This window comes from Streptomyces flavidovirens DSM 40150, from assembly GCF_000429085.1.
GTDB lineage: Bacteria > Actinomycetota > Actinomycetes > Streptomycetales > Streptomycetaceae > Streptomyces > Streptomyces flavidovirens.
The window spans coordinates 57551-70220 of the sequence record NZ_AUBE01000016.1 but is presented as its reverse complement, the minus strand read 5'-3'; the positions used below and the strand labels follow the sequence as shown (position 1 = coordinate 70220).

The following is a 12670-nucleotide window of genomic DNA, read 5'->3' as shown; positions in this document are numbered from 1 at the left end:
TGTGGTTACCCCCATAGTCTGAGAACCGGGGGGCTCAGTCCTCTCTGCCTCTCTCAAGAAAGGTGCGGACCGGCGTGGCCGACCGTCTCATCGTTCGTGGCGCTCGCGAGCACAACCTCAAGAACGTCTCGCTCGACCTCCCGCGTGACTCCCTCATCGTGTTCACCGGGCTCTCGGGGTCGGGCAAGTCGTCCCTCGCGTTCGACACGATCTTCGCCGAGGGGCAGCGCCGGTACGTCGAGTCGCTCTCCTCCTACGCCCGCCAGTTCCTGGGCCAGATGGACAAGCCCGATGTGGACTTCATCGAGGGCCTGTCGCCCGCGGTGTCCATCGACCAGAAGTCGACCTCGCGCAACCCGCGCTCGACGGTCGGCACCATCACCGAGGTCTACGACTACCTCCGCCTGCTGTTCGCCCGTATCGGCAAGCCGCACTGTCCCGAGTGCGGCCGGCCGATCGCCCGCCAGTCGCCGCAGGCCATCGTCGACAAGGTGCTCGAACTGCCCGAGGGCAGCCGCTTCCAGGTTCTGTCGCCGTTGGTCCGCGAGCGCAAGGGCGAGTTCGTCGACCTCTTCGCCGACCTCCAGACCAAGGGCTACAGCCGCGCCCGGGTGGACGGCGAGACGATCCAGCTGAGCGAGCCGCCCAAGCTCAAGAAGCAGGAGAAGCACACCATCGAGGTGGTCATCGACCGCCTGACGGTGAAGGACAGCGCCAAGCGCCGGCTCACCGACTCGGTGGAGACCGCCCTCGGGCTGGCCGGCGGCATGGTCATCCTCGACTTCGTCGACCTCCCCGCGGACGACCCGGACCGTGAGCGGATGTACTCCGAGCACCTCTACTGCACGTACGACGACCTGTCGTTCGAGGAGCTGGAGCCCCGGTCCTTCTCCTTCAACTCGCCCTTCGGCGCCTGCCCGGACTGCACCGGCATCGGCACGCGCATGGAGGTCGACCCCGACCTGATCGTCCCGGACGAGGACAAGTCCCTCGACGAGGGCGCGATCAACCCCTGGTCCCACGGGCACACCAAGGACTACTTCGCGCGCCTCGTCGGCGCGCTCGCCGACGCCCTCGGCTTCCGTACGGACATCCCGTGGGCGGGGCTGCCGCAGCGCGCCAAGAAGGCCCTGCTGCACGGCCACAAGACCCAGATCGAGGTCCGCTACCGCAACAGGTACGGCCGCGAGCGCGCGTACACCACGTCCTTCGAGGGCGCGGTGCCGTTCGTCAAGCGACGGCACTCCGAGGCCGAGAGCGACTCCAGCAGGGAACGCTTCGAGGGCTACATGCGCGAGGTGCACTGCCCCACCTGCAACGGCACGCGCCTGAAGCCCCTGGTCCTCGCGGTCACGGTCATGGAGAAGTCCATCGCCGAGGTCGCCGCCATGTCGATCAGCGACTGCGCGGAGTTCCTGGGCCGGCTGACGCTGAACGCCCGTGACAAGAAGATCGCCGAGCGCGTGCTCAAGGAGGTCAACGAGCGGCTGAGGTTCCTGGTCGACGTGGGCCTCGACTACCTGTCGCTCAACCGCGCGGCCGGCACGCTGTCCGGCGGCGAGGCGCAGCGCATCCGGCTCGCCACCCAGATCGGCTCCGGTCTGGTCGGTGTGCTGTACGTCCTGGACGAGCCGTCCATCGGCCTGCACCAGCGCGACAACCACCGCCTCATCGAGACGCTGGTGCGCCTGCGCGACATGGGCAACACGCTGATCGTCGTCGAGCACGACGAGGACACCATCAAGGTGGCCGACTGGATCGTCGACATCGGCCCGGGCGCGGGCGAGCACGGCGGCAAGGTCGTCCACAGCGGCTCCCTGAAGGAGCTGCTGGACAACAAGGCGTCCGTCACCGGTCAGTACCTCGCGGGCAAGCGGGCCATCGCCATGCCGGACATCCGCCGCCCCGCGGACCCGGCGCGGCAGCTCACCGTCCACGGCGCCCGTGAGAACAACCTGCGCGACGTCGACGTGTCGTTCCCGCTCGGCGTGCTGACGGCCGTCACCGGCGTCTCCGGTTCCGGGAAGTCGACGCTGGTCAACGACATCCTCTACACGCACCTGGCGCGCGAACTGAACGGCGCCCGTACGGTGCCGGGGCGCCACACGCGCGTGGAGGGCGACGACCTCGTCGACAAGGTCGTCCACGTCGACCAGTCGCCGATCGGCCGCACGCCCCGGTCCAACCCGGCGACGTACACCGGTGTCTTCGACAACGTGCGCAAGCTGTTCGCGGAGACGATGGAGGCGAAGGTGCGCGGCTATCTGCCGGGCCGCTTCTCCTTCAACGTCAAGGGCGGCCGCTGCGAGAACTGCTCGGGCGACGGCACCATCAAGATCGAGATGAACTTCCTGCCGGACGTGTACGTCCCGTGCGAGGTCTGCCACGGTGCGCGCTACAACCGGGAGACCCTGGAGGTCCACTACAAGGGCAAGTCCATCGCCGAGGTGCTGGACATGCCGATCGAGGAGGCCCTGGACTTCTTCGAGGCCGTCCCGACGATCTCCCGTCACCTCAGGACCCTCACCGAGGTGGGGCTCGGGTACGTCCGCCTCGGCCAGTCCGCGCCGACGCTGTCGGGTGGTGAGGCGCAGCGCGTGAAGCTCGCTTCCGAGCTCCAGAAGCGTTCCACGGGACGCACGGTGTACGTCCTGGACGAGCCGACCACGGGTCTGCACTTCGAGGACATCTCGAAGCTCATCAAGGTGCTGTCCGGGCTGGTCGACAAGGGCAACTCGGTGATCGTCATCGAACACAACATGGACGTCATCAAGACGGCCGACTGGGTGATCGACATGGGTCCCGAGGGCGGCAACGGCGGTGGCCTGGTGGTCGCCGAGGGCACGCCGGAGCAGGTGGCCGCCGTGCCGACGAGCCACACGGGCAAGTTCCTCAGGGACATCCTGGGCGACCGGGTGAGCGATGCGACTCCGGTGAAGAAGAAGGCGCCGGTGAAGAAGGCGGTGGCGGCGGCGAAGTCGGCGCCTGCGCGGAAGACCGCGACGGCCAGGGCGGCCACCGCGAAGAAGGCTCCCGGCGCGACCGCTCCGGCGAAGGCGGCACGCTCCCGCAAGGCCTGACGTCCGCGTTCCAGTGCGGCCCCTTGCCCGCCCGGGTGAGGGGCCGTTCGCGCGGCAGGGGCGGGCGGCAGGCGGCAGGCAGGGGCGGGCGCGGGAAAGGTGTCCGCCGGACACGTCCGCGTTACGGCGCCAGTTCCGTCGCGTACGGCGGGTCCGCGCCCGGGCGGGAGCATGTGATCGCCGCCGCGCGGGACGCGAAGGCGAGGATGTCCGTCCAGGCTCCCGTGCCGAGCGCCGCCACCGCCGGTGCCGACAGCGCTCCGTGCGCGGAAAGCCGGTGCAGCAGGGCCGCGTTCACCGTGTCGCCCGCACCGATCGTGTCGGCCACCTCGACCCGTACCGCCGCGGCGTCCACCACCGCCCCGCCCCGCGTCCGTACCGTCATCCCCTCCGCGCCCCGCGTCAGCACCACCGCCGCGGGTCCCGCCGCGAGCCACTCCCGCACCGACCCGCCCAGCCACGCCGCGTCCTCCTGCGACAGCTTCAGCAGGGAGACGTACGGCAGCCAGCTCCTGAAGCGGGCGCGGTAGGCGTCCGGGTCCGGGATCAGACCGGCCCTGATGTTCGGGTCGAGCAGGGTGAACAGCCCGCGCCCCGCTTCCCGCCGCAGCAGCGCCTCGTACGCGCTCGCTCCCGGTTCCAGGACCAGCGAACAGGTGCCGAGCGCCAGTGCCCGTACACCGGAAGGGAGCGGCGCCGCCGGGAGCTCGAAGAGGCGGTCCGCGCTGCCCTGCGCGTAGAAGCCGTAACCGGCCGATCCGTCGGCGCCCAGCGCCGCCACCGCCAGCGTCGTCGGCTCGGGACCGCGCTGCACCAGCGAGGTCCCCACCCCGGCCGCCCGCAGCCCGTCGACGAGAGCTTCGCCGAAGCCGTCGGTCGAGACGCGGGAGCAGAAGGATGTACGGGCGCCCAGCCGCCCCAGGGCCACAGCGGTGTTGTACGGCCCGCCGCCGAGCCGCGGCGACAGGGGCGCCAGCGCGCCCGTCCCCTGCGGCACCAGGTCGATCAGGGACTCTCCGGCGACGACGATCACGGGCCCGAACGTAACCCATCGCCGCCCGCCGGGACAGCCCGCGCAAGAGCCTCCGATGTCCGCCGGTATCGTCGGGTCTGTCATACGTATGTCACACCCCCTGACCAGTGGAGAACGCATGTCCGGCCAGTCAGCCCCCCGCCGCACCGTGCTGAAGGGCGCCGTCCTCGCCGGCGCGGCGGGACTGGGCGTGGCGGCGTGCTCCACCGAGTCGAAGCTCGGCCACGCCAAGCCGCTGCCGTCCACGCCCGTGGACCTCGGCGCGGCGGACGAGGTTCCGGTCGGCGGCGCCAAGCTCTACCGCGAGCAGCGGATCCTCGTGAGCTGCCAGGCCGAGGGGAAGTACAAGGCGTTCAGCGCGCAGTGCACGCACGCCGGCTGTGTCCTGGACAAGATCGAGAAGGGCGAGGGCAACTGCCCCTGCCACGGCAGCCGCTTCGACGTGACGACGGGGGAGGCGCTCCAGGGCCCGGCGACCGTGCCGCTGCCCGCGATACCGGTCAGGGTCGAGGGCGGCAAGCTCATCACGGGTGCCGCGGGCGCGGCCACGAGCGACCCGGACGCCTGACCCACTCCGCAAGGACCATCACTTCACTCCCAGTCCCAGTCGATCCCGAGAATCCCGGCCCGCACCCCCTGCTCCACCAGGTGCACGGTCCCGTGCCGCCCGCTCAGCGTGAGGTCCCTGCGGGCGCCGCGCGCCGCGCCCGCCGAGGTCTGCGCGAAGCGCCGGCACCGTACGGGCAGCGCCTGCTCGTCGAAGCGCACCTGGAGCACGTACTGGCCACCGGTGAAGCTGAAGCCGCGCACGTACTCGCTGCTGGGGCCTGCGGTGCCGTCGTCCACGGCGTAACCGAAGAGGTACGTCTCACCGGCCCGCAAACGCGTGTCGAAGAGCAGCTCGGCCACGACGACCCCCGAGTCCGCGTCCCACCGCACCCGCCCCGTCCGGCAGTTCTCCCGCGCCCGCACCACCACCCGAGCGGGGTCGCAGCCGGGGTCGCCGTGGTGGATGGCCAGGTAGCGGTCGATGCCGTCGCGGTGGGCCCGTACGACGTGCTGCGAGTCGCGGCCGACCAGCTCCCGCCCCGCTCCTATCCGTACGCGCTCGTGGTGGCCCACGGTGTGCAGCCCGCCGTCGGCCGGGAACTCCAGCTCGGCGAGCAGCCCCTCCAGGGCGTCGGAGGCCTCGACGAGGGCGCGGTACGAGCGCGTGGCGGGGCGCTCGATGTCACTGGGCACGGCCCCGGCGCCGAGCAGCCGGATCAGTGAATCGCCGGGCAGCCGCAGCAACTCCTCCAGGGCGCGTACGGCGCGCAGTGACTCGGCGCGCTGCGGGCGCCGTGCGCCCTGCTGCCAGTAACTGAGGCTCGTGACACCGACCTTGATCCCGCGGCCGGCCAGATGGTGCTGCACACGCTGCAACGGCAGCCCGCGCGCGGCGAGCGCGGCACGCAGCGCCAGGTGGAAGGGGCCGGTGTGCAGGGCCTGCTCCAGACCGGCTGCCGCGGTGTCGTCCGGACCTCCGCGCGCCCGCCGCCCCGCTGCGCGGCCTCCTGCCCCCTTCTCTGTGATCTGCGGCATCGGGAATCCTCCAGTGAACGTTCACGACGGGGCGGGTGCGACGGTGCGCCGGCGGGGCCGGTGGCCAGGTGGGCGGATGGAGAACGTTCACTCACGGGCCACACCGTTCACAGCGCTGTGTCACCCGCATTGAAGCGTGTTGACCTGCCCCCGACAACTCCCTGATGCTCCTCAACAGCGTCCGGACGCGCTCCTCCACTCACCCCCCGCCTCGGGAGGAACGCGATGCGCAACCGAAGGAGACGGCTCTCCCCGGCCGTCGTGACCGCCGCCGTCCTGCTCAGCATCCCCGCCACCCCGGCCACCGCCGCGGCCGCCACCGACGACGCACGAGCGGCACTGGCCGCCAAGCGTCTGAACATCACCATGCAGGCCCAGCAGAAGACCAACTGGTGCTGGGCCGCCGGCGGCAACACCATCGCCGCCTGGTTCGGCAGGAACTACACCCAGAATCAGTTCTGCAACGCCGCTTTCGGCCGCCAGCAGGGCACCGAGTGCCCCAACAACCAGGCCACCCTCGGCAACGTCCAGAACGGCCTCGACTGGGCGGGCATCAACCCCGGCTCGTACGTCAGCGGCTGGCTCCGCTACCCGACCGTACAGACCGAGGTCAACGCCGACCGGCCCGTCGAAACCCGCATCCAGTGGCAGAGCGGCGGCGGTCACATGCACGTCATCTACGGCTACGACACCGCCAACAGCTGGGTCTACTGGGGCGACCCGTGGGCCACCAGCGACCGCTACAACTGGGCGTCCCACAACTGGTACGTCAACAACAACTCCTTCTCCTGGACCCACTCGCTCTACCGGATAGGGGCGTGAGCGCGATGACCCGACACGTCACGCGGGCCGCCGTCGCCGCGACAGCCGCGACGTTCCTCCTGGGCCTCGCCCCGTCGGCCGGCGCCGCCGGGAACCCGGTGCCCCCCGCTCCCGCCGCCCCCTCCGCCGAGCACCGGGCCGCCGCGCACCGGGCGGCCGCCGCACCCGCCACCCGCTCCACCCTGGCCCGCTTCTTCGCCCGCGAGGACGCCGTCACCACGGCGGCGGCCGACCCCCGTATCAGCGGCGCCACAGTGCCCGTCTACACGCTCTCGCCCGACTTCGTCGCGGGCCGCGAGGGCGCCCCGGTGGCGAAACTGGAGTACCTCGCGGGAACGGCCGTCTCCTCGGACGGCCGGAAGGCGTCCCTGTGGATGGTTCCCGCGAACGGCAGGAGCCGTTCCTGGCAGGTGGTGAACATCGCCACCGGTGACGACGAGGCGCGTTACGCCGCGAAGGGCGCCCGGACGCTTCCGGGAGGCACCGTTTTCCGCGAGCCGCAGCTCGACGCCTGGTTCGTGCAGCGGCGCGCGCGCGTGCTGCCCCTGGACGAGGACGCGCTACGGGCGGTGGGCGCCGCCGGCACCACGCTCGCCGCCTACCAGGAACGCGTCCGCAAGGCGTACGGCGACAAGCTCCCCGGCTCGGCGTACGCGAAGAAGGGCAAGGCGGGCGGTTACGGGGCGGCGCCCGCGGCGGCACCGGTCGCAGCCGGCTCCGCGGGCGCAGCCGCCTCCGCCGGCCCAGCCGCCTCCGGGCCGTCGCCGGCTGCGGGCGTGGCCGGACTCGCCGTCCTGGTTCTCGCCTCCACGGTGATCTTCCTGCGCCGCCGCACGGCCCAGGACGGGTAAGGGCCGGGCCATCCTGCGGGGGCCCTGCCCCGGACCCCGCTCCCCGATCGCCGGACGGGCTCCGTATGAGCCCCTCCGGCGATTGAGGAGACCCGCTCCCGCACCGCGTTGTCACTGTCCGCAAGTAGGGTGTCTGACATGGCCGACCCCTCCAGCTACCGCCCCAAGCCGGGACAGATCCCCGACTCGCCGGGGGTCTACAAATTCCGCGACGAGCACCGCCGGGTGATCTACGTCGGGAAGGCGAAAAGCCTGCGCCCGCGCCTGTCCTCGTACTTCCAGGACCTGGCCAATCTCCACCCGCGCACCCGCACCATGGTCACCACGGCCGCGTCCGTCGAGTGGACGGTCGTCTCCACCGAGGTGGAGGCGCTCCAGCTGGAGTACTCCTGGATCAAGGAGTTCGACCCCCGCTTCAACGTCAAGTACCGCGACGACAAGAGCTATCCGTCCCTCGCCGTGACCCTCAACGAGGAGTTCCCCAGGGTCCAGGTCATGCGCGGCCCCAAGAAGAAGGGCGTGCGCTACTTCGGTCCGTACGGACACGCCTGGGCGATCCGCGAGACCGTCGACCTCATGCTCCGCGTCTTCCCTGTACGCACCTGCTCGGCCGGTGTCTTCAAGAACGCCGCCCGGACCGGCCGCCCCTGCCTCCTCGGCTACATCGGCAAGTGCTCGGCGCCCTGCGTGGGCCGCGTCACCCCCGAGGAGCACCGCGAACTGGCAGAGGAGTTCTGCGACTTCATGGCCGGCCGCACCGGCCAGTACCTCAAGCGCATCGAGCAGCAGATGCACGAGGCCGCCGAGGACATGGAGTACGAGAAGGCCGCCCGGCTGCGCGATGACATAGGGGCGCTGCGCCGCGCCCTGGAGAAGAACGCGGTGGTGTTCAACGACGCCACCGACGCCGACCTGATCGCCGTCGCCGAGGACGAGCTGGAAGCGGCCGTACAGATCTTCCACGTACGCGGCGGACGGGTCCGCGGCCAGCGCGGCTGGGTCACCGACAAGGTCGAGGCCGTCGACACCGCCGGCCTCGTCGAGCACGCGCTCCAGCAGTTGTACGGCGAGGAGCAGGGCGACGCCGTGCCCAAGGAGGTCCTCGTCCCGGCCATGCCCGAGGACTCCCCGGCGGTGTCCCAGTGGCTCGCGGAGCGGCGCGGCTCGAACGTGTCGCTGCGCATCCCGCAGCGTGGCGACAAGAAGGACCTCATGGCGACGGTCCAGCGCAACGCCCAGCAGGCCCTCGTCCTGCACAAGACCAGGCGCGCGTCCGACCTGACCACCCGCTCCCGCGCCCTGGAGGAGATCGCGCAAGCGCTCGGCCTGGACTCCGCCCCGCTGCGCATCGAGTGCTTCGACGTCTCCCACCTCCAGGGCGACGACGTGGTGGCCTCCATGGTCGTCTTCGAGGACGGCCTGCCGCGCAAGAGCGAGTACCGCCGCTTCCAGATCAAGACCTTCGAGGGCCAGGACGACGTCCGCTCCATGCACGAGGTGCTCACCCGCCGCTTCAGGCGCTATCTCCAGGAGAAGGAGAAGACGGGGGAGTGGATCCAGGAGAACGGGGCCACGGAGGTACCCGCCGAGCCGGAGCCGAACGTGGAGGACGACGGCAGGCCCAAGCGTTTCGCGTACCCGCCGCAGCTCGTCGTCGTCGACGGCGGGCAGCCCCAGGTGGCCGCCGCCCAGCGTGCCCTCGACGAGCTCGGCATCGACGACGTGGCCGTCTGCGGGCTCGCCAAGCGCCTCGAAGAGGTCTGGGTGCCCGGCGAGGACGACCCGGTCGTCCTGCCCCGCAGCAGCGAGGGGCTCTACCTCCTCCAGCGGGTCCGTGACACGGCTCACGACTTCGCCATCCGCTACCAGCGCACCAAGCGCGCCAAGCGGTTCCGGGCAGGCCCGCTCGACGAGGTCCCCGGCCTCGGCGAGACCCGCAAGCACGCCCTGATCAAGCACTTCGGTTCGGTGAAGAAGCTCCGGTCCGCCACAATCGACCAGATCTGCGAGGTGCCGGGGATAGGCCGCAAGACGGCCGAGACCGTCGCCGGGTTCCTCGCACAGGCGGCGCCTGCCGCACCCGCCGTGAACACGGCGACAGGAGAGATCATTGAAGACGACGAGGAAATCGCGGGAGCACCCGCGGTCTCCCCGCCGGAACGGGGGCAGCAGGAATGACTGAGCACGACGGAGACGGAGCACACGTGAGTACGGGCACGACCGGGGAAACCGGTGAAACCGGTCAGAACGGTCACAACGGCCACAACGGTGAGGCGGCCGAGCCGGCCATCCCCGAGCTGGTGATCATCTCGGGCATGTCGGGAGCGGGCCGCAGCACCGCCGCGAAGTGCCTCGAAGACCTCGGCTGGTTCGTCGTCGACAACCTGCCGCCCGCCCTGATCCCCACCATGGTGGAGCTCGGCGCCCGCTCGCAGGGCAACGTCGCCCGGATCGCCGTCGTCGTCGACGTCCGGGGCCGGCGCTTCTTCGACAACCTCCGCGAGTCCCTGGCCGACCTGGACGCCAAGGAGGTCACCCGGCGGATCGTCTTCCTGGAGTCCTCGGACGACGCCCTGGTACGCCGTTTCGAATCCGTACGCCGCCCCCACCCGCTCCAGGGCGACGGCCGGATCACGGACGGCATCGCGGCCGAGCGCGACCTGCTGCGCGAGCTGCGCGGCGACGCCGACCTGGTCATCGACACCTCCAGCCTCAACGTCCACGAGCTGCGCGCCAAGATGGACGCCCAGTTCGCGGGCGACGACGAGCCGCAGCTGCGTGCCACGGTCATGTCGTTCGGCTACAAGTACGGCCTTCCGGTGGATGCCGACCTCGTCGTCGACTGCCGCTTCCTGCCGAACCCCCACTGGGTCCCGGAGCTGCGCCCCTTCACCGGCCTCAACGAAGAGGTCTCCGGTTACGTCTTCAACCAGCCGGGCGCCAAGGAGTTCCTCGACCAGTACACCGAGCTGCTCCAGCTCATCGCCGCCGGCTACCGCCGCGAGGGCAAGCGCTACGTCACCATCGCCGTCGGCTGTACGGGCGGCAAGCACCGCAGCGTCGCCATGTCGGAGAAGCTGGCGGCCCGCCTCTCCTCCGAAGGCGTCGAGACCGTCCTCGTCCACCGGGACATGGGGCGCGAGTGACCGGACGCAACTTCCGTCTGCGGCGGCTGCGTGGCAATGACGCCGCGCGGCCGCAGCGCAAGCGCGGCGCCCAGCCCAAGGTCGTCGCGCTCGGCGGCGGGATGGGCCTCTCGGCATCGCTCACGGCGCTGCGCCGCATCACCGGCGACCTGACCGCGGTGGTCACCGTCGCCGACGACGGCGGCTCCAGCGGGCGGCTGCGCGACGAACTGGGCGTACTGCCGCCGGGTGACCTGCGCAAGGCTCTCGCCGCGCTGTGCGGGGACGACGACTGGGGCCAGACCTGGTCGCGCGTCATCCAGCACCGCTTCTCCAGCCGCGGCGACCTGCACGACCACGCCGTCGGCAATCTGCTGATCGTCGCCCTGTGGGAGCAGCTCGGCGACCACGTCCAGGCCCTGGACCTGGTCGGCAGGCTCCTCGGCGCGCACGGCCGGGTGCTGCCCATGTCCGCCGTGCCGCTGGAGCTCCAGGCGCTCGTACGGGGGCACGATCCCCTGCGCCCGGACGACGTGGACACGGTGCGCGGCCAGGCGACCGTGGCGCTCACCCCCGGCGAGGTGCAGTCCGTACACCTCGTCCCGCAGGGCCCGCCGGCCGTCCCCGAGGCCGTCGCCGCCGTGCTCGACGCGGACTGGGTGGTGCTCGGTCCCGGCTCGTGGTTCTCGTCGGTGATTCCGCACCTCCTGGTGCCCGAGCTGCTCGACGCGCTCACACAGACGAAGGCCCGCCGGGTCCTGTCGCTCAACCTCGCACCGCAACCCGGAGAAACCGATGGCTTCTCTCCGCAGCGTCATTTGGAGGTTTTGGGACGACACGCCCCTAAACTCGCCCTGGACGTGGTGTTGGCCGACGAGGCTGCCGTGCCCGATCGCGAGTCCCTCGCCGATGCCGCCAAGCGGCTCGGGGCCGCGGTCGAGCTGGCGCCGGTCGCCGCGCCCGACGGCTCCCCGAAGCACGACCCGGAGCTGTTGGCCGCCGCGTACGACCGTATTTTTCGGATGCATGGAAGGATCGGCCCATGGCGATGACGGCAGCGGTGAAGGACGAAATCTCCCGGCTCCCCGTCACCCGGACCTGCTGCAGGAAGGCGGAGGTCTCGGCGATTCTTCGGTTCGCGGGCGGGCTGCACCTGGTGAGCGGCCGGATTGTGATCGAGGCGGAGCTGGACGTGAGCTTCGCGGCGCGCAGGCTCAAGAAGGACATCCTGGAGATCTTCGGGCACCACTCCGAGCTGGTGGTGATGGCCCCGAGCGGTCTGCGACGTGGCTCCCGTTACCTCGTACGGGTGGTGGCGGGCGGCGACCAGCTGGCGCGCCAGACCGGGCTGGTCGACGGCCGCGGCCGCCCCATCCGCGGGCTGCCCCCGCAGGTCGTCTCCGGCGCCACGTGTGACGCCGAGGCCGCCTGGCGCGGCGCGTTCCTCGCGCACGGCTCGCTCACCGAGCCGGGCCGCTCGTCCTCGCTGGAAGTCACCTGCCCCGGACCCGAGGCCGCCCTCGCCCTCGTCGGCGCCGCCCGCAGGCTCTCCATCGGTGCCAAGGCGCGCGAGGTGCGCGGCGTGGACCGTGTCGTCGTACGGGACGGGGACGCGATCGGGGCCCTGCTGACCCGTCTCGGCGCGCACGAGTCGGTGCTGGCCTGGGAGGAGCGGCGGATGCGCCGCGAGGTCCGCGCCACCGCCAACCGGCTGGCCAACTTCGACGACGCCAACCTGCGCCGCTCGGCGCGCGCGGCCGTCGCGGCGGGTGCCCGGGTGGGCCGTGCACTGGAGATCCTCGGCGAAGAGGTGCCCGAGCACCTCGCCGCCGCCGGACGGCTGCGCATGGACCACAAGCAGGCATCCCTGGAGGAGCTGGGCGCGCTGGCCGACCCGCCGCTCACGAAGGACGCCGTTGCGGGCCGCATCCGCCGTCTGCTGGCCATGGCGGACAAGCGGGCTCAGGACCTGGGTATCCCCGGTACGGAGTCCACGATCACCGAGGAGATGGCCGACGGCCTGGTCGGCTGATCCGGCACCCTTCAGCAGCTCTCCGCACGTCTGCGTACGGCTCGCCGCCGCCGGTGTCCCCTGGGGCACGGCGGCGGTTTCGCGTACCCCGCAGGCACTATTGACATGATCATGAACTGTCATGAGCCTGTCGTCTGTCTACT

General features: G+C 71.2%; 10 protein-coding genes. 8 read left to right on the top strand and 2 right to left on the bottom strand.

Features of this window, described 5'->3' with window-relative positions:
- Positions 1-74 precede the first annotated feature (74 nt).
- Positions 75-3080 (top strand): excinuclease ABC subunit UvrA, encoded by a 3006-nt coding sequence (gene uvrA / locus G412_RS0121705; protein ID WP_028813918.1) that lies wholly within the window; start codon positions 75-77, stop codon positions 3078-3080.
- 121 nt (positions 3081-3201) lie between these two features.
- Here the strand turns inward: uvrA and G412_RS0121700 are convergent, their stop codons facing one another.
- Positions 3202-4113, bottom strand: a complete 912-nt coding sequence (locus G412_RS0121700) for a carbohydrate kinase family protein (protein WP_028813917.1) — start codon at positions 4111-4113, stop codon at positions 3202-3204.
- A 118-nt stretch (positions 4114-4231) separates the two neighbouring features.
- On the opposite strand from G412_RS0121700, the gene G412_RS35500 reads away from it, so the two are divergent.
- A complete protein-coding gene (locus tag G412_RS35500; protein ID WP_051338533.1) occupies positions 4232-4681 on the top strand; it encodes a Rieske (2Fe-2S) protein in 450 nt (149 codons plus the stop codon).
- Between the two features lie 23 nt (positions 4682-4704).
- On the opposite strand, the gene G412_RS0121690 is transcribed toward G412_RS35500, so the two are convergent.
- Positions 4705-5697 carry a hypothetical protein gene (locus tag G412_RS0121690; RefSeq protein ID WP_244283169.1) on the bottom strand — a complete coding sequence of 331 codons (993 nt, stop codon included), beginning with the start codon at positions 5695-5697 and terminating at the stop codon, positions 4705-4707.
- A 225-nt stretch (positions 5698-5922) separates the two neighbouring features.
- Between G412_RS0121690 and G412_RS0121685 the strand changes: the two genes are divergently transcribed.
- The 6 genes from G412_RS0121685 to whiA all read left to right on the top strand — a co-directional run bounded on the left by G412_RS0121685 (position 5923) and on the right by whiA (position 12527).
- Entirely contained in the window at positions 5923-6519 is a 597-nt protein-coding gene (locus G412_RS0121685) for a papain-like cysteine protease family protein (RefSeq protein ID WP_028813915.1), read from the top strand.
- Between the two features lie 5 nt (positions 6520-6524).
- Positions 6525-7370 (top strand): hypothetical protein, encoded by an 846-nt coding sequence (locus tag G412_RS0121680; RefSeq protein WP_028813914.1) that lies wholly within the window; start codon positions 6525-6527, stop codon positions 7368-7370.
- A 138-nt stretch (positions 7371-7508) separates the two neighbouring features.
- The gene (uvrC, locus tag G412_RS0121675) at positions 7509-9548 is read left to right on the top strand and encodes an excinuclease ABC subunit UvrC (RefSeq protein ID WP_051338532.1); all 2040 of its coding nucleotides are present in this window, start codon (positions 7509-7511) and stop codon (positions 9546-9548) included.
- Complete coding sequence (gene rapZ, locus G412_RS0121670; RefSeq protein WP_028813912.1) at positions 9545-10516, top strand: RNase adapter RapZ; 972 nt, start codon at positions 9545-9547, stop codon at positions 10514-10516. Before uvrC ends, rapZ begins: the two co-directional genes overlap by 4 nt.
- Positions 10513-11547 (top strand): gluconeogenesis factor YvcK family protein, encoded by a 1035-nt coding sequence (locus tag G412_RS0121665; RefSeq protein ID WP_028813911.1) that lies wholly within the window; start codon positions 10513-10515, stop codon positions 11545-11547. The genes rapZ and G412_RS0121665 overlap by 4 nt, the downstream gene beginning before the upstream one ends.
- Positions 11538-12527: a DNA-binding protein WhiA gene (gene whiA, locus G412_RS0121660; RefSeq protein ID WP_028813910.1), complete on the top strand. Its 990-nt coding sequence runs from the start codon at positions 11538-11540 to the stop codon at positions 12525-12527. Before G412_RS0121665 ends, whiA begins: the two co-directional genes overlap by 10 nt.
- Positions 12528-12670: the final 143 nt, after the last annotated feature.